Origin of the sequence: Pseudomonas asturiensis (assembly GCF_900143095.1) — a bacterium.
Taxonomy (GTDB): domain Bacteria; phylum Pseudomonadota; class Gammaproteobacteria; order Pseudomonadales; family Pseudomonadaceae; genus Aquipseudomonas; species Aquipseudomonas asturiensis.
In genome coordinates, this window is sequence record NZ_FRDA01000020.1 from 71,163 (window position 1) to 95,198 (window position 24,036).

Genomic DNA, 24,036 nt, shown 5'->3' on the forward strand with positions numbered 1-24,036 from the left:
CGTCACCCCGGCGTTTCGATCTCGACGATATCTGCAGTTATCGTATAACTTTCAGCAATCCTGAATCCCTCCAGGCCCAAGCCTGCCAAGGCCTCTGGTCCCGCTCATCGCCCTGAACGAGAAAAACCCGAAAATCCCTGTTGAGGGAATTTATATTCAGTTGTACGATGACTTACGACATCGGCACTGCCCCGGTGATCCATTCACAATTTATGTCCCACAGGGTGTTCGAATAATGAATCCACAAGAACTGAAGTCCATCCTCTCTTCCGGTCTGCTGTCTTTCCCGGTTACCGATTTCAATGCCCAGGGCGATTTCCACCGCGCGGGTTACATCAAGCGTCTCGAGTGGCTGGCCCCGTACGGCGCCAGCGCTCTGTTCGCGGCAGGCGGTACAGGTGAGTTCTTCTCCCTGGCTGCCAGCGAATACTCCGAAATCATCAAGACCGCCGTCGACACCTGCGCCACCAGCGTGCCGATCCTCGCAGGCGTGGGCGGTCCGACTCGCCAGGCCATCGAATATGCTCAGGAAGCCGAGCGTCTGGGTGCCAAAGGTCTGTTGTTGCTGCCGCACTACCTGACCGAAGCAAGCCAGGATGGCGTTGCCGCGCACGTTGAAGCGGTCTGCAAGTCGGTCAAGATCGGCGTGGTGGTTTACAACCGTAACGTTTGCCGCCTGAACGCGACTCTGCTGGAGCAACTGGCCGAGCGCTGCCCTAACCTGATCGGTTACAAGGATGGCCTGGGCGATATCGAACTCATGGTTTCGATCCGCCGCCGTCTGGGCGACCGCTTCTCGTACCTGGGTGGTCTGCCGACCGCTGAAGTCTACGCCGCTGCCTACAAGGCACTGGGCGTGCCGGTCTATTCCTCGGCGGTGTTCAACTTCGTACCTAAACTGGCGATGGATTTCTACCACGCCATCGCCCGTGACGACCACGAGGCAGTCGGCAAGTACATCGACGATTTCTTCCTGCCTTACCTGGAAATCCGTAATCGCAAGGCGGGCTACGCCGTCAGCATCGTCAAGGCCGGTGCGAAAATCGCAGGCTACGACGCAGGTCCCGTCCGTGCGCCACTGACCGACCTGACCCCGGACGAGTGCGACATGCTCGCCGCCCTGATGGACAAGCAAGGCAAGCAATAACACCTTCAAAGACCTAACCGCTGAGCGATCAGCGGTTTTGTCGTTGGAATGCATGACCCGTACAGGTAGAGGCAGACGTCGCCGCGACACCTCTAAGGGGCCTGTAGCGCTACACCCAAAAACAGATTTACCCGCGTAAAAAAATAACTAGTGGGAGTTCAACCAATGCAATCGTCCAAGCCGACGCACGTCCGCTATTTGATCCTGTTGATGCTGTTTCTGGTCACCACGATCAACTATGCCGACCGTGCCACCATCGCAATCGCCGGCTCCAGCATCCAGAAAGACCTCGGTATCAGTGCTGTCACGCTGGGCTACATCTTTTCTGCATTTGGCTGGGCCTACGTGGCCGGTCAGATCCCCGGTGGCTGGCTTCTCGACCGTTTCGGTTCGAAGAAAGTCTACGCCCTGAGCATTTTCACCTGGTCGCTGTTCACCCTGCTGCAAGGCTATGTGGGTGAGTTCGGTATCTCCACCGCGATCGTTGCGCTGTTCATGCTGCGCTTTCTGGTGGGCCTGGCCGAAGCGCCATCCTTCCCCGGCAACGCTCGTATCGTTGCGGCCTGGTTCCCGACCGCCGAACGCGGCACGGCGTCGGCCATCTTCAACTCCGCGCAATATTTCGCCACGGTGCTGTTCGCGCCGCTGATGGGCTGGATCGTCTACACCTACGGCTGGCAACACGTGTTCATCGTCATGGGCGCGGCGGGCATCGTCTTCTCCGCCATCTGGATGAAGGTCATCTACAGCCCGCGCAACCATCCACGTATCAACCAGGCCGAGATTGATCACATCGCCAGCAACGGCGGCATGGTCGATATGGATCAGGAAAAATCGAAGTCCAAAAAGGACGCCAACAGCGGTCCGAAATGGGACTACATCAAGCAGTTGCTGACCAACCGCATGATGCTGGGTATTTACCTGAGCCAGTACTGCATCAACGGTATTACCTACTTCTTCCTGACCTGGTTCCCGGTTTACCTGGTGCAGGAACGCGGCATGACCATCCTCAAGGCGGGCATCATTGCATCGCTGCCGGCCATCTGTGGCTTCATCGGTGGTGTGTTGGGCGGGATCATCTCCGACTACCTGTTGCGCAAAGGCCACTCGCTGACCTTCGCCCGCAAGGCGCCGATCATTGGCGGTCTGCTGCTGTCGACGTCCATCGTGACCTGTAACTATGTCGACATCGAATGGATGGTCGTGGGTTTCATGGCCCTGGCATTCTTCGGCAAAGGCGTAGGCGCACTGGGCTGGGCTGTGATGTCCGATGTATCGCCCAAGCAGATCGCCGGCCTGAGCGGCGGCCTGTTCAACACCTTCGGTAACATTGCATCGATCACCACCCCGATCGTGATTGGTTACATCATCAGCACCACCGGCTCGTTCAAATGGGCACTGGTGTTCGTCGGCGCCAACGCGCTGCTGGCGGTGATCAGTTACATTTTCATCGTGGGTGAAATCAAGCGTGTGGAATTGATAGAGCCGCCAGTCAAGGGGCCATTGCCGACCGATCCGGCCAGCAACCTTTCCGAAGCAAAATCCTGAGGAAACCGTGATGAACCTGATTCAACATGCCGATTCCCCACGTTACATCCGGCTGCATGCGCTGGATAACGTGGTGGTCGTGGTCAACGACCAGGGTGTGCCGGCCGGAACCGAATTCGATAACGGCCTGGTCACTGTCGATAACGTACCGCAGAGCCACAAGGTCAGCACCGTTGACCTGGCCGAGGGCGACGCCGTGATTCGTTACGGCCACACCATTGGCTACGCTCTGCAACCGATACCGCGTGGCAGTTGGGTCAGGGAAGACCAGTTGCGTATGCCGTCAGCGCCTGCGCTCGACAGCCTGCCGATGTCTGACGCAGTACCTGCGAAGGGCGAGCCGCTGGAGGGCTATACCTTCGAGGGCTATCGCAACGCCGATGGCACGGTAGGCACCCGCAATATTCTGGGGATCACCACGACCGTGCAGTGCGTGACCGGCGTGCTCGACTTTGCGGTCAAGCGCATCCGTGACGAACTGCTGCCCAAATACCCGAACGTCGATGACGTGGTGGCCCTGACCCACAGTTACGGCTGTGGCGTGGCCATTACCGCCACCGACGCCTACATCCCGATCCGCACCGTGCGCAACCTGGCGCGCAACCCGAACCTGGGTGGCGAGGCGCTGGTGATCAGCCTGGGCTGTGAAAAGCTGCAGGCCGGTCAAGTGATGCACGAGGGCGACAGCTCGGTGGACCTCAGCGAGCCATGGCTCTACAAGCTTCAGGATTCCAGCCACGGCTTCAATGAAATGATCGAGCAGATCATGGACCTGGCCGAGGTACGCTTGAAGAAGCTGGACCTGCGTCGTCGCGAGACGGTGCCAGCCTCGGAGCTTATTCTGGGCATGCAGTGCGGTGGCAGCGATGCGTTTTCCGGCATCACGGCCAACCCGGCGCTGGGCTATGCGTCGGACCTGTTGCTGCGTGCAGGGGCGACGGTGATGTTTTCCGAAGTGACCGAAGTACGTGATGCCATTTATTTGCTGACTTCACGTGCGCAGGATCAGGACGTCGCTCAGGCGCTGGTGCGCGAGATGGACTGGTACGACCGTTACCTGGCCAAGGGCGAGGCAGATCGCAGCGCCAATACCACGCCGGGCAACAAGAAGGGTGGGTTGTCGAACATTGTCGAGAAGTCCCTGGGGTCGATCGTCAAGTCCGGCAGCAGCGCCATCAACGGCGTATTGGGCCCTGGCGAGCGGGTCAACAGCAAAGGGCTGATCTTCTGCGCCACGCCAGCCAGCGATTTTGTGTGCGGCACGCTGCAACTGGCGGCCGGGATGAACCTGCACGTGTTCACCACCGGGCGCGGTACACCTTACGGTCTGGCGATGGCTCCGGTGGTCAAGGTCTCGACCCGCACCGAGCTGGCCCAGCGCTGGCCCGACCTGATCGACATCGACGCAGGGCGTATCGCTACCGGGCGTGCAAGCATCGAGGACCTTGGCTGGGAGCTGTTCCACTACTACCTGGAAGTGGCCAGCGGCAAGAAAAAGACCTGGACCGAGCACTACCGTCTGCACAACGACATCACCCTGTTCAACCCCGCGCCCATTACCTGAGTGTGTCGGGGCGTAGTCCCGGCAGGTGAAGTCGAGACTTTCGCGCAGTCCGCTGCTTTCCCGAAGCAGCGGACCTCTCTCAGGCAACGGTCTGATAGACATTCACATTGGCCTCGTCAAAACGGCGGCCATAGCCTCGACAAAAGACCCTGGATGGCGAACGAGCACCTGGTGCAGTTGCTGCCAGCCGCTTCATTTTCTCTATTTGATTGAAAGTGTTAATGAATTTGACGGCTTCTTTCTTTGCAATAAAGAGATCAGTATCCGCAGCAGGTGTGTAGCCTGCCTGGTGCATCCGGCCATTCAAGCTAGCCATTTTCACTTTTTTCGATACTGGCCTGCCTGATGCTGGCCAAGGAGATCTTTCTTGTCTTTCAAACAACCGATGTCCTGGGCTTCTGCGGCCTTGATGGTTGCACTCGGTAGCCAGGCTGTTCAGGCTGCGTCCCCCGCCAAGCTTCCAGAAGACAAGCCCGTTGGGAAAATCGAACAGGTCTTCGCGTTCCATGACGCGATGCCGACAGGCGTCAGCGTCACTGAAACAGGACGTATTTTTGTCAACTTCCCGCGTTGGGGCGACAAGGTGCCGTTCACTGTAGGCGAATTACGCGACGGCAAAGTGGTGCCTTACCCTGACAGCGCCTTGAACCAGGCGGACCCGCAACATCCCGAGAAGGGATTCATCAGCGTCCAGAGCGTCGTCGCTGACGGCCTGGGCCATCTGTGGATACTCGATACCGCTGCACCTGAATTCTCTAAACCGGTCGCTGGCGGCGCCAAGCTGGTGGCCGTAGATCTCAAGACCAACAAGGTCGTCAAGACGTTGGTTTTCCCTGAGAACGTCATTCTGCCAGGCACCTATGTCAACGATATGCGGTTTGACTTCAGCGCTGGCAAGGAAGGCGTGATTTATGTCACCGACTCGTCTGTCAGTGGCCCCGGCGCAATCATTGTCATGGACATTGCCACCGGCAACGCCGTACGGCGCTTGAGTGGCGCTGCCTCGACGTCGGCAGACCCGGCCTTCGTGCCAAGGGTTGAAGGTCAGATTCTGAAAATGCGTAACGCTGACGGGACCAGCAAACCCTTTGCGGTTGCTTCCGACGGTATCGCCTTGTCCTCGGATCGCCAGACACTTTATTTTTCCCCGCTCTCCAGCAGACATCTGTATTCGGTGCCGACAAAGCTGCTGCGCGACCCTGCCGTGACTGAGGATCAGCTCGTCGAAGCGGTACAGGATCTAGGAGAGAAAGGCCCGTCGGATGGGTTGGAGGCTGACAGCGATGGCGCGATCTACGCTGGCGACTATGAAGATAACAGCATTCGCAAACGTCTTGCGGACGGGACCTGGCAGACGATTGCTCACGATCCTCGAATGCTGTGGCCGGACACGTTGTCTGTGGCAACTGACGGGTACCTCTACTTCATTGCCAATCAGCTGCATCGCCAGGCACTGTTTCATGGCGGCAAGGATTTACGGGAAAAGCCCTACAGCCTGTTTCGGGTGAAGGTCGACGCCACACCGGCCAAGACGCGCTGAGTTCGCGCCCCACTGAAGAATGAACTGCGCCCCAAGGATTGGACTGGTGTCCAACTTCTGGGGCGCAGTTCAGAAACGCGTTTTTGTGGGATCAGACCGGGCGGCGCTCCCACGAACGTTGCAGGACGAGCGCCTTGGCCCGGCCAGGCCTGTATCTATGTTGCATCACCCACCGGACACTTCCCCCACCACGTTGCGCACGTAATCAGGCGTGAGCACGTTGTACCAGAGCAGTATTGTCGACACCAGAATCGTCACGAGCACCAGCACACCCAAGCCCCACACTGCGGCCGCGTAGAGCGGTGCGTTGCCGGGTGGCAGGCGCATAAAGGTGCCAATGCCGATGACAAGCAGAAAGGTCGAATGGATGGCGGCAAGCCCCAGCACCAGAATCATCAGCCAGCGGCTGGGGTACAGCCCTGCAAGACCGGCGATGAAAAACGGGGTGATGGTGTAAGTGGCGAAGCCGATGCACTGGTTGAGCGTTGGCCGCGCTTCAGAGGTGCGTGACAGCCAGCGGATGAACGTGCCCATCAGCGCCGTACCGGCCAGAATGGCGATGTAGAGCAGCGCGCACAATTGCAGCGCGCTTTTCGTGCTCAACCAGACCCGATCCTCAAGCGTCATGCTCCAGCCCACCCGTGTCGTACCGATGCAGAGGCAGACGGCCGGAATCAGGCCCAACAAGATCAGGTGCGGCAGGTATTGGCGTGGGCTGCGCTCTTCCTCGTCGCGTCTGTCTCTCCAGGCGTGGGCGGGGCGAGTAAACAGTCTGATGATAAATGCGTTCATGACATTCCCTCCGATGGCGAAAGGGCCTCGCAGGTCCTTGAAAGCCTCTTCGGATTGAATACGGCATGACGCAATGGTTTCACCGTTCTGGACCGATGGCGTTCGACCTCTCGGGAAAACCCTGATTTTTCCTACTTCTCTGAACTTTAAGACCTTCTCAAGCCTCTTCTACAGTAAGGGTGTCCGGTCTGGACGCCTTCGTTGAATGTGCAGGAGATTTCAAATGCCTTGGATATCGGAAAATCATTTGTGGCTGTTTGCGGCGATTACGGCATTGATCGTGATTTCGGATATATGGGCGGTGATGCGTGTGCGTAAAAGCGTCACAGAGTCCAGCAACAAGCTGATGTGGATCATCGTGATTGTGGCGGTGCCGATTCTTGGCGTTCTGGCGTTGCTGGTGGCAGGTCCGCGTCACGTCGATACGCCAGCCAAGCCCGAGCAGCAGAGCACCAAGTACTGACTCAGTCAGCAGTACGTCTTCCCTGACCCCTTGCAGGCCGTCAACGCTCGACTGTCTGCAGAGGTGACTGCCCAACGCCTGCAACGCGCAAGCCCATCGCGATCCCGTTCCTGTCTGGGCATTTTCCAGCTGTCGCCTCAAAGCCGCGGGGTTACGCCTGAGTTCATCGCCGATGATGAATGATGAGCGGTCTAGTGGAAAAAATGGAAAAGTCTGCAATTCTTTTGCAATGACGAGGTGTTTAGATGCTCGTCATCAAGACTTCAGCAAGGAGAGAGCGTATGTCGATCATTACCAAGTGGGCGTTGCAGGCTGTTGCATTGTTTTTGCTGGGTTGGGTGGCGACCGTGACAGCCAACTGGAGCAACACCGTTGTCAGTGGAACCGGCAATGATCGTCTGGCAGAACTGAATACCTCGGCCCTGAGCAACACTGCGGTCATGGTATCCAAGACCCCGACCCTGTCGCCGGAACACGCTGAGTGATGAACGGCTGAGCGGGCGAGTGCGTCACTTTTTCGCAGGCAAAAAAATGGCCCACAACAGGGTGGGCCAAATGGGATTCATCAAAGGAGTGGGTTCAATTTACCCAGCCTGACGTGAAGAGGATGTGAAATGGATGTCACTGAAACGAGAACGGTTTCGAGTTTTTTGCAGGCGGGAATCAAGCGAGGGGCGTAACAGAAAGCGTCGCTGACAGCGCAACGACGCTATCGGGAGTGGCTCAGCGGGCCATGGCCCTGGATTGTCTTACTGTTGCGGCATTCATGACCGCCGGTGGCAGGGAATGAGGCGCGTCGATTCTGGATTTCATGCGATCCGCAAACTCTTTGGCTTCCTGCCAGCTCCGGCACGTGACCGGGTAATCGTCCAGCTTCACGACCCAGTGGGCCCCGTAAACACCTTCTTCTATTCGGATAAGCATCGTTGGCATCTCCTGTCAGCAAGGATGAGTCTGTGCCGATCACCGGCGCGAAATCAGACCGCCGAATCCTGCGCCGAAAACCGACATTGAGCCACAAAAAAATACAAATCCCGACAAATGCGTTTTCAGCGAAACCTGCCGCTGGAAAACCGTTCGGCCTGTGTTTTCAAGGGTGAGCCTGACGCAGACGTGTGACAGCTTGATGTTGATCGAACTCAGAACGCCAGCTTGAACCCGATCATCCCCAGCATGATTGCCAGGAACGGGCGCAACAGATCGTCGGAAACGCGGCCGGCCATGTGGCTGCCCAGGTAGATCCCTGGCAGCGAGCCCATCAGCAGCCAGCCCAACAGCTCCCAGTTCATGTTGCCCATACTGGCGTGGCCCAGGCCTGCAACCAGGGTCAGAGGGACTGCATGGGCGATTTCCGTGCCCACCAGACGGCGGGTCGGCAGGAGTGGATAGAGGATGAACAGCGCCACGGTGCCGAGCGCGCCTGCGCCAATGGACGTCAGTGCGACCATGGTGCCGAGGATAAGGCCCGTGATGACCGTCAGTACCGTCAGGCTCCTGCCAGCAAAAAACGAATGCCCGTCGCCACGACCGTGGGCGAACGCCAGCAGCCGTTTCTTGAACAGCACGGCCAGTGCGGTCAGCAGCAGTACAAAACCCAGTGCCTGTTTGATGATGGCGTTCAGGGCGTCGGGCGCGGCATGCAGAGTGCTCAGAAACCACAGCGTCATCAGCACCGCGGGCACGCTGCCCAGCGTCAACAGACCGGTAATCTTCCAGTCGATGTTGTCGTTCTTTCTGTGAACCAGCACGCCACCTGACTTGGTGATCGCGGCGTACAGCAGGTCAGTGCCCACGGCGGTTGCCGGGTTGATACCGAACCACAACAGAATCGGGGTCATCAGCGAGCCGCCACCGACCCCGGTCATGCCCACGATGAACCCGACCACCAGACCTGCAACAACAAACCCCAAACCACCCGCTTCCATATCCAACCCTGTCAAGCAAACGTATCAGGCAAAAAGTGGCGGGCAGCATAGCGGCTTATGTTATTAACGGTTATGAAGTTGTGATCTAAGGTTATAACCGTTTCTCGCGCTCGCACGAGGCGATGGCCGCTTCGGCAGCGCTTTGCAAGCGTTGCTCGGGACCCAGCCAGTCCAGCAGCGCTTCGGCTTCCATGGGTTTGGCGATCAGGTAACCCTGGCCTTCATCGCAACCCCATTGTTTCACCAGGCGTTGTATCTCGTGCGTCTCGATGCCTTCGGCGACCACGCAGTAGCCCAGTTTTTTTGCCAGGCCAATCAGCGCTTTCACCAGACGCTGGTCGGTTTTATCCGAGGCCAGGTTGCGAATCAACGACTGATCCAGCTTGACGGTGGTGGCTGGCAACTGACGAAGGTAATTCCAGTTGCTGTACCCGGTGCCGAAGTCATCGATAGCCACATCCATGCCCAGTTCTCGCATCCGCTCCAGTTGGCTGCGCACTTCTGCCGGGTTCTGCATCAGGGCGCCTTCGGTGAATTCCAGTTCGAAGCGCGTCGGGGCGATAGCGTGCTGGCGCAACAGGCTGATCATCCGGTCGGTGAACGCCGGACCGGTCAGGTCCTCGGGCGTGACGTTGATCGCGATGCGGAAATCGAAGCCCTGACGCTGCCAACTGGCGGCCTGCTCGATCGCCGTCTTGAGCACCCACAGGCTCAACGGACGCATGAGCGCCGTCTTCTCGGCCAGCGGCACGAACTCGGCTGGGCCGATAGGCCCCAGTGTAGGGTGGTTCCAGCGCAGCAGCGCCTCAACGGATGTGCACATGCCTGAGGTCAGGTCGATGCGCGGCTGAAACACCAGTCGCAACTGATCGCTGGAACGCACGGCGTTGGTCAGTGAGCTGAGCAGTTTAAAGGCGCGCTGCTGCGCGGCATCGGAATGCGACTCGTACATCGCCCAGCCCACGTTGCGGTCACGCGCGTTATCGGCGGCACTGATGGCCATACGCATCCAGTCCTGCTCGGCCGGGGCGTCATGCTGCACCTTGTTGTCCAGCACCACGACACCCAGCCCAACCTGCATCTGCACAGGAATACCACGGCACTCCACAGGTGCCTGGAAGTCATTGATGATCGAGTGAAACATCTCCTCACTGGTCGTGTCGCCCGGCAGCAGAAAGCCGAACCGGGTTGGGCTGACCTTGTACAGCGAGCAATCGGCCGGTAACAGCTGTTGCAGGCGCTGTTTGATCGCGATGACCAGGTCCTGGGAGAAGCTGTAGCCGAACGCCTTGACGATGTCGTTCAGAAACACTGGCGTAATCATGTCCACGGCGACCAGTCGATAAGCCTGCCGGGAGTTGAGCGCCTGGGTGATGTCCTCCTGCAAGCGCGAGCGGTTGTACAGGCCGGTCGGCTGGTCAATGAAGCAGCTGAGCCTGAGACCGACGATCCGCTGCATCACCAGTGACGCAAAGCGCAGAAGCATCGAGGATTGCCTGGCACTCATGGGCTCGCGTGGCTTGGTGTCGATAACGCACAGACTACCCAGCGCGATGCCATCGTCGGTGATCAGCGGCGCGCCTGCGTAATAGCGGATGTTCGGGTGCCCGGTCACAAGGCTGTTGTCCATGAACCGCTCATCGAGCGTGGCGTCCGTCACTTCAAACAGCTCATCGCTCAGAATGGTATAGGCGCAGAAGGACACATCGCGCGGTGTCTCCTGGGCGGCCAGACCGATCCTGGCGCGAAACCACTGACGGTGTTCGTCAACAATGGAAATGAGGGCGATGGGCGTCTCGAAAAACTCGGCGGTCATCGCGACGATTTCATCGAAGACCTCGTCAGCGGTGTTTTCAAGCACGCACAGTTCCGTAATGCGCAACAGGCGTTGCGATTCGTTGAACGGAATAGGGGCGCAAGCGTTCATGAGTTTCCTGGAGATGAGGCGAGTGATGACTATATGACATCACAAAGTTCAATTTATCAGCGCAGCTTTGTTATCCCTAATGGTTTGAGGCCTGCTCGTGAGCGAAACAGAGCGATAAAACGTCGCCGAGTGCGTACCAGATCCGTTGAAAATCGAACTGAAAGGGCATTTTTGAACGAAATTTGGCGATTTTGATTGGAAGTCACCATTCGTCGTTCAGTTCTTAAATTTTTTGATCGAATGCCTGGCCCCCGATTTCAGCCAGCCTGGCCGAGCAAAAAACCAGTGGTCTCGGGGGGCGCAGTCAAACCGACTGAATCGCGCGATGTGGTGTTTTTTATCTTATTGAATTAACAGTGTTTTCGAATTTTCATGGGCGTCTTGACCGCTCGCTACCCCTTCACAACCCCTTACCTTTTTGTGTGACACAGTTCGTGAAAATAGTTCCGCACGGGAATTATTTGTTTTTTCCCCGGTCTGTTTCACGCTCGTTACAAAATATTACCCAGTTCGCCGTGACGCCCTGCGCAGGCCTTCCAGCCGTGCGGCGCGCACTGTGGGGACGAGTCATGTCCTGAATTTTTTGATGCGGCCTGTGCCCGGGCCGATGCTCAGGCGCCGCATCCCTGACTATTTATCTGTTGCATCACCTCCACCCTCAGGGTGGCGTGCGGGCATGTCCGTGTCGGACTGCTTTTAATGATTCGACATTGCTTCGAGATCTGGAATATGGACGTTCGTCACCTGGAGTTTCTCGCCCGTCAGCCGTCGGCTGCCGTTGCCCCTCGCACGCGCTTTCTCGGCATGCCCAAGCGTCTGCTCGCCTTGTTGCTGGCCAACGTCATGTTCTGGCAACCGATCTGGGCACAGGCGGACGGCATTGCGGTCAGCGGTGGCACCCCGACGTCGGTAGGGCAGGCGGGCAACGGCGTGCCCGTGATCAACATCGCCGCGCCCAACGGGGCCGGTCTCTCACATAACCAGTTCAAGGATTACAACGTCGGCAGCGAGGGCGTGATCCTCAATAATGCGACGAACGCTGTCCAGGGCACTCAACTGGGCGGCAACATCCTGGGCAACAGTCAGTTGGGCGGGCGCGCCGCCAGCACCATCCTCAACGAGGTCAATGGCGGCAATCCCAGCAAACTCAATGGTTACACCGAGGTTGCCGGCCAAGGCGCACGAGTCATCATCGCCAACCCCTATGGCGTGAGTTGCAGCGGCTGCGGCTTCATTAACACGCCCCGCGTGACCCTGAGCACAGGTAAACCTGTCCTCGACGCAAGCGGCAAGCTCGATCACTTCGAAGTTGATGGCGGCGCGATCACCATCGACGGGCAAGGGCTGGATGCCAGCACGGTTGATCAGTTCGACATCATCACCCGCTCGGCGAAGATCAATGCCGATATCTACGCCCGACAACTCAACGTCATCACCGGTGCCAACGACGTCAATGACGACTCGCTGGCGACCACCGCCCGTGCGGGCAACGCTGCCGACAAACCCCAGTTGGCCATCGACTCTTCCGCGTTGGGCGGCATGTACGCCAACTCGATCAAACTGGTTGGCACCGAACAGGGCGTTGGCGTGCGTACGGCTGGCAACATGGCGGCCAGTGGCGGCGATATCCAGATCGATGCCAACGGTCATCTGAACATGGCACAGGCTTCGGCCCAGGGCGCACTGAACGTCACGGCACCCAGCGTCGAAATGACCGGCCGGACTTATGCGGGCAGTGCCAACGTGCGCACGCCGGGCGAACTGGTCAACCAGAAGAGTCTGGCCGTGCGCGAGCGTGTCGACGTCAGCGCAGGCAAGGTCACCAATAACGGGGTCATCGCCTCGGGCATCGAAAGCGATAACAGCCTTAACGACCGGGGCGATGTGAGCATCACCAGCCCCGTGCTCAGCAACACGGGCAACATCGAAGCCAGCCGCTCCCTGAACGTGACGGCCGATCGCAACCTGACCAACCAGGGCGTTGTGCAGGGTGCGAACGTGACACTCGGCAGCGCCCGGATCACCAACCAGGGCCTGAATGCACGGATCGTTGGCGAGCAATCGCTGGCGCTCTCGACGCCGGCCATCGTCAATCTGGACGGTGTGATCCGCTTCGGCACGGGGCAGGCAGTCACGTTGCAACTGCAGAGCCTGAGCAACCGAAACGGTTTGATTCAGGCCTCCAACGGCAGCCTGGACCTGAGCGTCGATGACCTGGACAACAGCGACGGCCAGATTGCCGCCAACGACCTGACGGTTAAAGCCGACACGCTCATCAACCGCTCCGGCCTGCTGTCTGCCAGCACCGGTGATGCGCGAGTCGTGGCGCGTCGCTTGCTGGATAACAGCTCCGGCACCGTACAGGCGCAGAACCTGCTGACACTCACCGCCGGTGACGTGATCAATCAGAGCGGCCGCCTCCTGGCCGTCAAGGGCGATCTGGACCTCAAAGCCCGGAGCCTCGATAACCGCAAGGGCAGCGTGCTCGGTGCAGGCGTCAACGTGGCAACCGCTGGCGGGCAGATCGATAACCGGGGCGGGAAGATGGTCGGCGACCGCATCGACCTCAGCGCCGCCGGGTTGAACAACGGCGACCAAGGGCTGATTGCCGCAGGTGCGCGAGGCCTGAGCCTGACCTTTGATCAAGTGGCTACGCAGGCACAGCTGCTCAACCGCAAAGGGCAGATTCAGAGCGATGGCAGCCTGCTGCTGACCGGTGCCTGGCTGGATAACAGCGCGGGCACAGTATTGGGTCAGACCATCACGGTCGAAACGCCGCGCCTGATCAACGATGAAAAAGGCGCGCTGGTGGGTAACGGCGGCGACGTCACCCTGAAAGTCAGTAACGTGCTGAGCAACCTGACCGGTCTCATTGATGCAGGCGGCAGCCTGGTCACTGTCAGCGGTGCATCCCAGGTCAACAACCAGGGCGGCACCGTGCGCGGTAATCGCCTGAGCCTTCAATCGACCACCTTGCGCAACGGCCAGAAAGGCCAGTTGATTGCAGGCTCCGGCGGGCTGACGTTTACCGGCAGCGCGCTGGACAACAACGGCGGCACGTTGCTGACCACCGGTGGCCTGACCCGTCTGGAACTGGGCAAAGGCACTATCAGTAACGTAGGCGGTACGATTCAGGGCGACAGCGTTGACGTCACGGCAGGCTCGCTGAACACCAGCAGCGATGGCACGCAGGCGGGCATGGTTGCCAGCCTCAAGGACGACCTGAAGCTGACTGTCGATTCGCTGACCAGCAACGCGGGCAAGCTCTTTGCCAAGACCGCACTGCTGTTCAACGGCGCCACGCTGTCGAACACCGGCGGCGGCCAGATCAGCGGCAACACGGTCGACATCACGGCCAGCAATCTGATTAACCGTGGTGGCCTGATCGAGTCCAACACCTCGCTGGCCCTCAAGGGCGACACGCTGGACAACAGCGCGTCGGGGCAACTCCGCGCGCTGAACACAGCCACCGCCGACAGCACGGCTGCATCGACTCCCGCTGCGGCGGCTGCGGCCAACAACAGCACGTTCGACTTCGCCAGCAGCGTCAACAACAGCAACGGCAGCATCGAGATCGGCAATCAGGCGTTCACCCTGAAATCCAAAGCGCTGGACAACCGATCCGGCACCATCGAGCACGCCAACAGCGGCGTCATGACCCTCGATTTTGATCGCGTGACGGGCGCAGCCGGCAGCATCACTACCCTGGGTGATGGCGACTGGCATTTCGGCACGGTCAACGGTCTGGGCCGCGTGCAGCTCAACCGCGCGCTGACTTACACCAGCGACTCGCTGTCGCTGCTGGCCGGAGATCGGCTGGCCAGTGGCACAGGCCTGACGCTTAACCTGAAAAACCTCGACAACGGTGGCGAACTGCTCAGCGACGGCGACCTGACGCTGAACCTGACCGGCGACATGACCAACAGTGGGCGTTTGTCCGCGCAGAAACTGCTGACCCTCAACGCCAACAACGTCAGCCAGAACGGCGGCCGGATCGGTGCCGGGACCGACGCACGCCTGAACCTGAGCGGCGCGCTTTACAACCTGGGTTACCTGACAGCGCGTCAAACCCTGCAGATCAACGCCGCGCAGATCGACAACCGTGGCACGCTGGGCGCACAGGGCAACGTCAACCTCAACGCTGGCAACGGCATCACCAACGGTGCGGACTCGTTGTTGTTCAGCGGCGGCACGATGGCCTTGCGCAGCGGCTACTTCAGCAACCTCTACGGTGATGTCTACAGCCGTGGCGACCTGAGCGTCGCCAACGTCGATGGCAGCCCGGCGCAACGGTTCAGCAACCTGTCCGGTACGGTGGAGAGCGAAGGCAACATCCTGCTCAGCGCCAGCGCTGTGGAAAACGCCAAGGCTGAATTCGAACTGGGCCAGAAGGTGATCTCCGGCCGCCTGGACTGGCAGTGCGGTCAGCATTGCGGCGGCCACGACTCGTTCAAACGCGGCCTGATCAACATCGACCAGACCCTTCTGGAAACCGCCAGCAAGGACTCGGCACCCGCGCGACTGGTGGCAGGCAAGGACCTGACCATTCAGGCGGGTAACGTGCAGAACCGCTACAGCCTGATGGCCGCGAACCAGAACCTGAGCATCACCGCCAACGACTTGCTCAATCAGGGCGCTTCCGAGCGCACCGGACAAAACAACATCCAGATCGGCACACCGGGGCGTATCGACACCGGTTACTGGGATCAGATGGAGTTCGTCGACGTTCCGGCCTTCAACGCCGCCGTCGCCGCAGGCAACTTTGACCTGGCCCGATTCGAACTGCTCAAGGCCCGCTCTGCCGACAGCCGTTTCGCCGAGCTGAGTAACAGCACGACCTGGACGGACAACCCGCAACCCAAATACGCCGCCACGCTACAGGCGGGCGGCACCGTGAACCTCAACGTCGCACGAACCGTGCAGAACGGCTCGCTGCGTGCCAACAACACGCCCGAAATACTGACCGGCACGCTGGGTGAAGATCAGACCGGCGCGAAGCTTGGCGGCATCGACATCACGATCAACAAGCAGGCCACCGATGCGACCGCCGCCAGCCTCGCCGCTGTGCAGCCGGTTCAGCGCGTGGCCGCCGACGGCAGTGTGCAGACCGTTTTCACACCGGTGGACTACAGCGGCTTTCCGTTCGCGACCATCGACCCCACGGCTGGCGCGACCTTTCAACTGCCCAAGGGCGATTACGGCCTGTTCATCCGCAACCCCGACCCGTCCAGCCGTTACCTGATCGAGACCAATCCGAACCTGACCGACCTGTCGCAGTTCCTGGGCTCGGATTACGTCCTCGACAAGCTCGGCATCAGTGCTGACAGCAACTGGCGTCGCCTGGGGGACGGGCTCTACGAACAGCGTCTTATCCGCGACTCCGTGCTGGCGCAAACCGGCCGCCGCTTCCTCGCCGACGGCCTTACCAGCGATTACGACCAATACCGCTACCTGATGGACAACGCCCTGGCCAGCAAGGACGCGCTCCATCTGAGCCTCGGCGTTTCGTTGTCTGGCGAGCAAGTCAGCGCCCTGACCCACGACATCGTGTGGATGGAAAACCGCGTCATCGACGGCCAGAAAGTCCTCGTGCCCGTGCTCTACCTGGCCCAGGCCGACTCGCGAAATGTGCGCGGCAACAGCCTGATTCAAGGCCGTGACCTGAACCTGATCGCCGGTGGCGACCTGGTCAACGTCGGCACCCTGCGCGCCAGCAATAACCTTAATGTGCGCAGTGAAGGCAGCATCTATCAGGGCGGTCTGGTCGATGCAGGCAACAACCTGCAGATGCTTGCGCAGGACAGCATCCGCAACGCCATGGCCGGAGAAATCCGCGGCGGGCAAGTCAGTGTGCAGGCCGTCAAAGGCGACATCCTCAACGACCGCACCGCGATTCAGGTGCGCGACGGCGCAGGTACGCGCACCATCACCGACACCGGCAGCACCATCACCGCCCGTGAAAACCTGGTGGTCAACGCCGGGCGCGACATCACCAACTTCGGCACCCTGCGCGCAGGCGGCGACACCACCCTCAAGGCCGGCAACGACATCAACCTGCTCGCCAAAGTCGACCGCAGCGAGAAACACCAACTCAGCGATGGCGGCCATAAATCCAGCATCACCACCGACGTCAAGAGCCTCGCCTCGAACGTGACGGCGGGCGGTAATGAGACGGTGGAGGCGGGGCGGGATGTGAAGGTGCTGGCCAGCACCGCATCAGCTGCCAGAGATCTGAATATTCAGGCCGCCCGTGATCTGTATGTCACGTCTGCCACGGATGTTCATAACGTTGATGGCAAGGAGAAAGACGGCAAGAAACGCATCACGACTTCAAACGGCCAGACGACGCAGCTGGCGAGCGTACTGACAGCAGGCAACGACTTTGCCAGTCTGACTGGGCGCGATACGACGCTGGTGGCCAGCAAAATCACAGCGGGTAATGAAGCTTACTTGTATGCCGGTAAAGACCTGAGCCTTGAAGCCGCTGAGAACTCCAATACCTCCTACTACTCGGAGACTAAAAAAGGCTCGTGGGGCAAAAAGAGTTCGAGGATGACAGAGAGCGACAGTGCGCAGGCTGTTGCGTCGGTTGTTCAGGCCCAAGGCAAGAGTACGGTCGTCGCAGTCAACGACATCAACCTGACAGGCTCCACCGTTAAAAGTGAAAACGGCGAGCTGGCGGTACTGGCAGGCAATGATGTGAACCTTGGTGCGGCCCGTAATACAGATTTCAGTCAGTCGGCAAAGTCGAAATCGGGTGGGCTGGGGCTCTCCAGCACCAGCAAAACGAGTAGTGACTCAGCCACAACCACGTCACTGACCGGCTCTACGCTCAGCGGCAATACCTCGCTGGTACAAGCTGGACACGACGTGGTGGTGTCTGGCAGCAACATCGTTTCTACAGACGCAACCAACGTACAGGCGCGCAACGATATCCGTATCGAAAGTGCTGCCGAGACATTCAATGCCGAACACCGACAGTCGACTAAAAAGTCCGGCTTGATGGGAACCGGCGGTATTGGCGTCACGTTGGGTTCCTCCAAGAACACCTACCAGCAAAGCACTGAAAGCACGACACAAAAAGTCAGCACTGTCGGCAGTGTTTTGGGGGATGTGAATGTCACCGCTGGCAAAGATCTCAATGTTATTGCTTCGGATATCGTCTCTGGCAAAAACATACGTCTTACCGGCCAGAACGTAAGCATCCTGGATGCAGCGAGTAATGCTTCGACGCGTTCCCTTCAGGAAAGCAAAAAGGGTGGGGTGACGCTGGCGCTCTCCGGCGTTGTGGGCGAGGCAGTGAATGCCACTGTGCAGAACGCCCAGGAGGCCAAACATGAAGAAGACACTCGCCTGTCGGCGCTTCAGGGCGTCAAGGCAGGTCTTTCGGGGTATCAAGCGTGGCAGGGAGCGCAGTCCCTGGAGTCAGGCGCACAGGCCGGAAGCTTCTTCGGCATTGCGTTGTCTCTGGGCGGGCAGACGTCCAGCTCCACCCAGCTCGAAGAGCAAAGCGTCAGCCAAGGCAGCAGCATCACCGCAGGCAATAACCTCAGCGTCATTGCGACTGGTAATGGTCAGTCAGCGGCTGAGGATGGTGATGTTTCCGTTCGTGGCAGCAAGCTCCAGGCTGGTAATGACGTGTTGTTGTCCGCTGCCAGGGATATCGACCTGCAATCCGGGCTCAACACTCAGAAACTTGACGGCAGCAACAAGAGCGGCGGTGGCGCTGTAGGCATCAGTTTCGGGTTCGGCACCAGCGGTGCAGGTCTGAGCATTTTTGCCAATGGCAATTCCGGGTCTGGCAGAGAAAACGGTAACGGCACAGTCTGGACGGAAACCAGCGTCAACGCGGGCAACCAACTGACGATGAACAGTGGCCGAGACACGACCCTTGAGGGCGCGCAGGTCAGTGGCCAGAAAATTGTTGCCGACATCAAGAGGAATCTGACGCTAAGCAGTCAGCAGGACACAGATCGCTACGACTCCAGACAGTCCAACGTCAGTGGCGGCGCCAGCTTCACTATCGGCACCATGACGGGTAGTGGTTCGGCCAGTGTCAGCCAGAGCAAGATCAAGTCCGACTTTGACAGTGTCAAGGAGCAGACGGGGCTGTTTGCAGGCAAGGACGGGTACCAGATTGATGTGGGTGGGCATACCCAACTCAACGGGAGCGTTATCGGCAGTACGGCCACCGCTGACAAAAACAGATTGAATACCGGCACGCTGGGCTGGACAGATATTCGCAACAAGGCCGAGTTCAGCAGCCAATCCCAAAGCGTTACTGGAGGTACTGGGGGAGGTGTCGGCACCATGTTCACTGGCAACATGGGCAGTCTGCTGCTGGTCGGCTCAAACAACAAAGGTAACGACAAAAGTACAACCTACTCCGCGATATCGAATGGGGAAGTGACGGTCCGTGATCAGGCCCGGCAACAGCAGGACGTCAACACGCTCAGTCGTGACGTGGCGCACGCCAATAATTCTCTGAGTCCTATTTTCGATAAGGAAAAGGAGCAGAAACGACTGCGGCAGGCCCAGTTGATCGCTGATATCGGCAATCAGTCGATGGATATTATCCGCACTCAGGGCTCGATTGAGGCGGCTAAGGCGGGCCAAGCCGAGCTGAAAGATAAACATATGCCTGGGGAAGACCCCAATGCCTCCTATAAGGATCGCCAAGCGTATGTCGAGGCATTGCAGGAAACCAAAGCCTACAAGAGCACCATGGACAAGTACGGCACTGGAAGCAGCTTGCAGCGAGGCGCTCAAGCGTTTACAGCCGCTGTTCAAGGGCTCGCGACCGGGGACTTTACTCAAGCCGTCGTGGGGGCTTCAACGCCTTATCTGGCAGGCGTTATTAAAGACAATACCGGCGATGACCTCGAAGCCCGTTTGATGGCTCATGCGATGCTTGGGGCTGTATTGGCCAAGTCCCAGCAAAACTCTGCGGCCGCGGGTGCGGCAGGTGCAAGCATTGGCGAGCTGATCGCCACACGACTCTACCCAGACACACCTATTGACCAACTGAGCGAGATAGAAAAACAGAACGTTTCCGCGCTCTCGACTCTGGCGGGTGGACTGGTGGGTGGGATTGTCGGGGGCGATGCGGGCAATGCGGTGGCAGGCGCTGGTGCGGCTAAAAACGCTGTCGAGAACAACCAGTTGCGAGGTGCAGAAGACCTGGTGCTGAACCAGAAACGGAAGCAGTTTGCCGACACCTGCGAAGGCGTGTCGTCGGCCGAGTGCCAAGCCTTGTCCAGGGACATCGACAACCTTCTGGAAAAAGCGGGCTCGCTGCTCCCTGAAACAGCGGCGGTCGAGGATGACTTCCTCAAAACCCCGGCGACGACAGTAGAGCCGGGGCAGCTGGTCAACTGCGCGACATCGGGCAACGGTGTGTGTGTTGTTTCGAACACGATGATCCAGACCGACCTGGGGCAGGAATGGGTGCTCGCCCCGGCCAGCTACGAACAGTCGGAAATCTACAAGGCAAAAACGGCGACCGAACTGGCTACTGCCAGTATTCAACTCAACGAAACCTCCAAAGAGCTTTTCGACGCGGGCTGTGCCGGTATGGGGCCAGCGGGCATTGGTTGCCAAGGCTACCTGGCCTTTGGTGGTCAGAACCCCGTCACCGGTCTTGAGGCGACCCCGGCAGAGCGGGTGATGTTTGGCGCACAGGCGGTGCTTAACAGTATGGGGTTGGTTGGTGTAACGTCTGGCGGGGCGGGTGTTGTGGTGAAGCCGTCGGCGTCCGGTGTTGTTTCCGGGGAGACCGGGGTTGTAGGGACAGGCGCTGCGAGCATAGGTGGGGCGGGTAAGGTAGGTCCAAAAGATCTAACAACGAATCTTTCAGAGGTTTGGACTCTTAAACCGACTCAACGAGGGGTAGACATTGAGTCACACCTTGCTAAAACTGAGTATTCACCGCAGAGCGGCTGGTATAACGTAGGGGCCGAAAGAAATGGATATTTCCCGCTTGTTGATTTTCAGAATGGTAATACGCTCGTTAGTCTGAAATCTGTAGATACGGCAGGAAGTACGTGGTTGGGCCGAATGCAAGATCATATTATCGACTTAGGGACAAATGGCGCGAAAGTCAATGGTGTGCCAGCCAATATGGTGCTTGATCTGCGAGTTCAGCCTAGTGGTTCGGCTGCTGCTAAGTCGCTTATCGAATTCGGCCGTGAATATAATGTCAAAGTGATTGTTAAAGAATTCAAGTGAGACCTGAAAAGATGAAGCGATTCAAGTTTGTTTTTGATGTCAAGTCGACCAGTGGTTTGCAGATGCTGGCCTTGGTTGAGGAGCTTTTAAATAAGTTTTCTTCCCCCGCAGTTTTTTTTCTGCATGGGGTTAAGGTTGATATTAAAACGCTTGAAAAGAAAATATTGAAAAAAAAATCTTGGCCTAGTGGTTTGATGTCTGGTGGGTTTGAGCTCCGATTCGGGTTGCTTCCAGCATTGGATTATTGCTTTTTGGTACTAGAAGAATCAGAGGGTCATAGTAATATTAAGCTGGAAGAGGAAATAGGGCCTATTCTCAGTGTTGAAGGTTTTATTCAGGCATGGGTTTCTGATGTCGAATATGATTTTTGGCAGAACGCTACAGACCCTCTAGAGTATGAATGCGTGGGGCGCCCTCTTTCAGGTCTTCCAATGAAGTCTAATGGCTTGCCTCCCCCCTTGGATCAAATGGAAATTGATACCTCAAGGAATCCTGGCCGTAACGTGCTCAGGCAAGGATATATTGAGGCGATTGGAAGCACTATGTGGCTAGGAAAGCTCTTCTGGGAGAGAACTGGTGTGGATGGATTTGCTAGCATTTCGTTGTTGGAAAGCCAGGGATTTAAAGTTTATGAGTGTGATAAGTTTTTTAAAGTTGTAGCGTCTGATAAGGTTTTTTCTGATGGCTCAACTCTAGAAAAACAACGTGCTCTCAGGCGGATTTTATTTGGATTAAATTGACGCTTTAGTTGGTCCAAAAGCGGTAGGGGTTGCGGACGAAACTGCCGGTTCAATAAGGAACGTCAATCCAGGTTATCCAGACGCTGGGCGAACTCATAACTGCGTTAATTGTTCAATTGCTACTGATGCAACACTGGCAGGTAATCCAGCATCTGCATTGCCGATAAACTCCACCAAGGGTGTTCCGTTGACCGTGCTGGAGAAGCAATATGGAGCTAAGTTTAGCGGTGTGTCTTCACCCGAAACCATCACCCAGCACATGATTGGTGGTGGGGACGGCGCACGTGGGATTGTGTTTGCCTCCTATGGTCCAGGTCAGCCAGGCCATGTATTCAACGTGGTTAATCAGAATGGTGCTATTCGTTATCTCGATGGGCAGACTGGAAAGCCGGAAAATATGAGTAATTTTGAGACATTGCAGCTACTGAGAACTAACTAATGATTACCTACGAATACGCTTTGGAAAGAGCTAAGGAATATTTGAAAGACTCTGAGATTGCTTTGCAGCTAACACATGAGGGCGAGTTCTCTGAGGGATGGTTTTTTTGCTATCAATCTAAAGAGTATTTGGAGACAGGGAGCCTGTCGGCTCAACTGGCTGGAAACGGACCATTCCTGATTGATAAGGAAACTGGAGAGCTTCATGTTTTAGGGACCGCCAAGCCGCTGAAAGAATATCTTGATCACTACGTAATCAGTAAGTCAAAAAAATAAGATTGGTTTTTCGGTGCAAAAGGAGGAGCAGCGCTATCAAATGATGTTCTAGTCGAAGCGCGCATTGAGAATGGTACGAAGGGTCAAGGTAGCGGAAATAAAGTAGACCAACTTCCGAACAAACAAGTTGTTGGGGCTGATGGAAAACCAATACCTGTGTACTCAGAGCTAGAGAAACCCAATGCTCCTTACGCCATCCAAGAGTTCCCATCGACTCCGGTTGCGCATGGTTTTCCCGATATTGTTGATAACTATGCAAACAGTGCGACTAAATTTCCTCTCAACAACGGCTCGTCGCTTTACCAAGCATCAGGTAGCTACAATGGTGTGTCGGGTAGGTTTGAATGGATTGTAGATCCGAAGTTGGGCGGTGTAACACACAGAATGTTTGTACCAAATGGAACTGTTAACGGTATACCGGTGAAACCATGATTCAAGCAGTCTTTGAACGAATTGCCAAGCATGGCTTGACTGACTGGGCCGTTTTGCTTCAGGGCGTCTGTGGTATTCCTAGCCTTTTGGAGCGATTGCCAACGTCTTGTGTAGAAAATTTTGCAAACGCCGAACTTGAAAAGGTGGCAGGGAATAATCCCTTGCTCGACGTGATTGTTAGCTTGGCTAACGATCGTGATCTGCCTGTATCTGAGCTATGCCCGCAGTTGCAAAAAATGAGCGAGTTTCAAAATGCGGATATGCAACGAGCCAGGAGAATATGGCGAGCGGTTGCATTGGAAGAACTGCTAACAAACCTAGACTCGGACCCGCTCTATGGGTTGATAAAATTGTCTGAGTTTTGGTCAAGTTGGGAGTGGCCGGCTGATGCTCCACTGTCGATGATTCCTGGTGCGGTGACTTTGCCGCAGCATCAATACCACTCTGCATCGAACTATGATCACGTTATTCATGAGCATGAGCAATGGTTGAAAGATGAGCTGGCTGCTTTGAACTGTAGAAAAGCTTCAACTTGATCTGACAATCTCGACACCGGCCTCGCGCCGGTGTTTTTGCACCCGATCTGCACCCTTTCTGCAGTCAAGTTGCACCCTTTTTGCACTCACCCTGACGACCTACGATCTATATTGCTCAATACGCCCTTTTTCAGCATGATTTTTCGCCTCTTAAGGATGCTCCGATCAACTTGCTACGCAGCGGCGGCGAGTCGCAATTTGCCCGGCACCCAGCGCTATTTGCTGAAAATGGCCTGATGCAGCCCGCGTTGAGGGCATTTCCGCCCGGTTTCCCGTGTTAAACGCGCAACTCACCCATACCCATCAGCTGTTTTCGAGCCATCCACAGATTCGACAGGGCGAACAGCGTGGTCAGCTGAGCTGTGTTTTTCACCAGCCCACGAAAGCGCACTTTCACGTAGCCAAACTGACGCTTGATTACGCGAAACGGATGCTCGACCTTGGCCCGTGTCTGAGCTTTGCAGTACTCGATCTTGCGCTT

At 57.5% G+C, this 24,036-nt stretch carries 17 protein-coding genes; 11 read left to right on the top strand and 6 right to left on the bottom strand.

Annotated elements, in window-relative coordinates; all coding sequences use genetic code 11:
- The first annotated feature begins 235 nt into the window (after window positions 1-235).
- From kdgD to garD, 3 genes are all read left to right on the top strand, one after another.
- The gene (kdgD, locus tag BUB69_RS24925; RefSeq protein ID WP_073172063.1) at window positions 236-1,147 is read left to right on the top strand and encodes a 5-dehydro-4-deoxyglucarate dehydratase; all 912 of its coding nucleotides are present in this window, start codon (window positions 236-238) and stop codon (window positions 1,145-1,147) included.
- Between the two features lie 165 nt (window positions 1,148-1,312).
- On the top strand, window positions 1,313-2,695 hold the full coding sequence (locus tag BUB69_RS24930) for an MFS transporter (RefSeq protein WP_073172067.1): 1,383 nt from the start codon (window positions 1,313-1,315) through the stop codon (window positions 2,693-2,695).
- Between the two features lie 10 nt (window positions 2,696-2,705).
- The gene (gene garD, locus BUB69_RS24935; protein ID WP_073172071.1) at window positions 2,706-4,259 is read left to right on the top strand and encodes a galactarate dehydratase; all 1,554 of its coding nucleotides are present in this window, start codon (window positions 2,706-2,708) and stop codon (window positions 4,257-4,259) included.
- A 79-nt stretch (window positions 4,260-4,338) separates the two neighbouring features.
- Here garD and BUB69_RS24940 read toward each other — a convergent pair whose 3' ends face one another.
- The gene (locus tag BUB69_RS24940; protein ID WP_217654484.1) at window positions 4,339-4,641 is read right to left on the bottom strand and encodes a hypothetical protein; all 303 of its coding nucleotides are present in this window, start codon (window positions 4,639-4,641) and stop codon (window positions 4,339-4,341) included.
- A 3-nt stretch (window positions 4,642-4,644) separates the two neighbouring features.
- Here BUB69_RS24940 and BUB69_RS24945 point away from each other — a divergent pair, with 3 nt between their 5' ends.
- Window positions 4,645-5,799 carry an L-dopachrome tautomerase-related protein gene (locus BUB69_RS24945; protein WP_073172077.1) on the top strand — a complete coding sequence of 385 codons (1,155 nt, stop codon included), beginning with the start codon at window positions 4,645-4,647 and terminating at the stop codon, window positions 5,797-5,799.
- A 165-nt stretch (window positions 5,800-5,964) separates the two neighbouring features.
- Here BUB69_RS24945 and BUB69_RS24950 read toward each other — a convergent pair whose 3' ends face one another.
- A complete protein-coding gene (locus BUB69_RS24950; protein ID WP_073172081.1) occupies window positions 5,965-6,591 on the bottom strand; it encodes a Yip1 family protein in 627 nt (208 codons plus the stop codon).
- Window positions 6,592-6,814: 223 nt separating this feature from the next.
- Here BUB69_RS24950 and BUB69_RS24955 point away from each other — a divergent pair, with 223 nt between their 5' ends.
- Window positions 6,815-7,054: a PLD nuclease N-terminal domain-containing protein gene (locus BUB69_RS24955; RefSeq protein ID WP_073172084.1), complete on the top strand. Its 240-nt coding sequence runs from the start codon at window positions 6,815-6,817 to the stop codon at window positions 7,052-7,054.
- A gap of 281 nt (window positions 7,055-7,335) precedes the next feature.
- Window positions 7,336-7,539, top strand: coding sequence for a hypothetical protein (locus BUB69_RS24960; protein WP_073172088.1), 204 nt, complete (start codon window positions 7,336-7,338; stop codon window positions 7,537-7,539).
- Window positions 7,540-7,777: 238 nt separating this feature from the next.
- Here the strand turns inward: BUB69_RS24960 and BUB69_RS24965 are convergent, their stop codons facing one another.
- The 3 genes from BUB69_RS24965 to BUB69_RS24975 form a co-directional block, all read right to left on the bottom strand.
- Window positions 7,778-7,978, bottom strand: coding sequence for a hypothetical protein (locus BUB69_RS24965; RefSeq protein ID WP_073172091.1), 201 nt, complete (start codon window positions 7,976-7,978; stop codon window positions 7,778-7,780).
- Window positions 7,979-8,193: 215 nt separating this feature from the next.
- Window positions 8,194-8,979, bottom strand: a complete 786-nt coding sequence (locus BUB69_RS24970; protein ID WP_024696037.1) for a sulfite exporter TauE/SafE family protein — start codon at window positions 8,977-8,979, stop codon at window positions 8,194-8,196.
- 91 nt (window positions 8,980-9,070) lie between these two features.
- Window positions 9,071-10,906 (bottom strand): sensor domain-containing phosphodiesterase, encoded by a 1,836-nt coding sequence (locus BUB69_RS24975; protein ID WP_073172096.1) that lies wholly within the window; start codon window positions 10,904-10,906, stop codon window positions 9,071-9,073.
- A 729-nt stretch (window positions 10,907-11,635) separates the two neighbouring features.
- Between BUB69_RS24975 and BUB69_RS28330 the strand changes: the two genes are divergently transcribed.
- The 5 genes from BUB69_RS28330 (at window position 11,636) to BUB69_RS25020 (ending at window position 23,555) form a co-directional block, all read left to right on the top strand.
- Entirely contained in the window at window positions 11,636-21,133 is a 9,498-nt protein-coding gene (locus BUB69_RS28330) for a hemagglutinin repeat-containing protein (RefSeq protein WP_084537185.1), read from the top strand.
- The gene (locus tag BUB69_RS25000) at window positions 21,130-21,873 is read left to right on the top strand and encodes a hypothetical protein (protein ID WP_245825325.1); all 744 of its coding nucleotides are present in this window, start codon (window positions 21,130-21,132) and stop codon (window positions 21,871-21,873) included. Before BUB69_RS28330 ends, BUB69_RS25000 begins: the two co-directional genes overlap by 4 nt.
- Before the next feature lie 52 nt (window positions 21,874-21,925).
- Complete coding sequence (locus tag BUB69_RS29240) at window positions 21,926-22,312, top strand: toxin glutamine deamidase domain-containing protein (RefSeq protein WP_281250964.1); 387 nt, start codon at window positions 21,926-21,928, stop codon at window positions 22,310-22,312.
- Window positions 22,312-22,587, top strand: coding sequence for a YrhB domain-containing protein (locus tag BUB69_RS25010; protein ID WP_024651180.1), 276 nt, complete (start codon window positions 22,312-22,314; stop codon window positions 22,585-22,587). The genes BUB69_RS29240 and BUB69_RS25010 overlap by 1 nt, the downstream gene beginning before the upstream one ends.
- A 428-nt stretch (window positions 22,588-23,015) precedes the next feature.
- Window positions 23,016-23,555 carry a DUF2247 family protein gene (locus BUB69_RS25020; protein ID WP_073172103.1) on the top strand — a complete coding sequence of 180 codons (540 nt, stop codon included), beginning with the start codon at window positions 23,016-23,018 and terminating at the stop codon, window positions 23,553-23,555.
- 277 nt (window positions 23,556-23,832) lie between these two features.
- Here BUB69_RS25020 and BUB69_RS25025 read toward each other — a convergent pair.
- On the bottom strand, window positions 23,833-24,036 hold a 204-nt coding region (locus tag BUB69_RS25025; RefSeq protein WP_141121908.1), incomplete at its 5' end, for a transposase.

What these genes read in the sequence shown, in the direction of transcription:
- kdgD (WP_073172063.1), top strand. Translation starts at nt 236, where the DNA reads ATGAATCCACAAGAACTGAAGTCCATCCTCTCTTCCGGTCTGCTGTCT.
- BUB69_RS24930 (WP_073172067.1), top strand. Translation starts at nt 1,313, where the DNA reads ATGCAATCGTCCAAGCCGACGCACGTCCGCTATTTGATCCTGTTGATG.
- garD (WP_073172071.1), top strand. Translation starts at nt 2,706, where the DNA reads ATGAACCTGATTCAACATGCCGATTCCCCACGTTACATCCGGCTGCAT.
- BUB69_RS24945 (WP_073172077.1), top strand. Translation starts at nt 4,645, where the DNA reads ATGTCCTGGGCTTCTGCGGCCTTGATGGTTGCACTCGGTAGCCAGGCT.
- BUB69_RS24950 (WP_073172081.1), bottom strand. Translation starts at nt 6,591, where the DNA reads ATGAACGCATTTATCATCAGACTGTTTACTCGCCCCGCCCACGCCTGG.
- BUB69_RS24955 (WP_073172084.1), top strand. Translation starts at nt 6,815, where the DNA reads ATGCCTTGGATATCGGAAAATCATTTGTGGCTGTTTGCGGCGATTACG.
- BUB69_RS24960 (WP_073172088.1), top strand. Translation starts at nt 7,336, where the DNA reads ATGTCGATCATTACCAAGTGGGCGTTGCAGGCTGTTGCATTGTTTTTG.
- BUB69_RS24965 (WP_073172091.1), bottom strand. Translation starts at nt 7,978, where the DNA reads ATGCTTATCCGAATAGAAGAAGGTGTTTACGGGGCCCACTGGGTCGTG.
- BUB69_RS24970 (WP_024696037.1), bottom strand. Translation starts at nt 8,979, where the DNA reads ATGGAAGCGGGTGGTTTGGGGTTTGTTGTTGCAGGTCTGGTGGTCGGG.
- BUB69_RS24975 (WP_073172096.1), bottom strand. Translation starts at nt 10,906, where the DNA reads ATGAACGCTTGCGCCCCTATTCCGTTCAACGAATCGCAACGCCTGTTG.
- BUB69_RS28330 (WP_084537185.1), top strand. Translation starts at nt 11,636, where the DNA reads ATGGACGTTCGTCACCTGGAGTTTCTCGCCCGTCAGCCGTCGGCTGCC.
- BUB69_RS25010 (WP_024651180.1), top strand. Translation starts at nt 22,312, where the DNA reads ATGATTACCTACGAATACGCTTTGGAAAGAGCTAAGGAATATTTGAAA.
- BUB69_RS25020 (WP_073172103.1), top strand. Translation starts at nt 23,016, where the DNA reads ATGATTCAAGCAGTCTTTGAACGAATTGCCAAGCATGGCTTGACTGAC.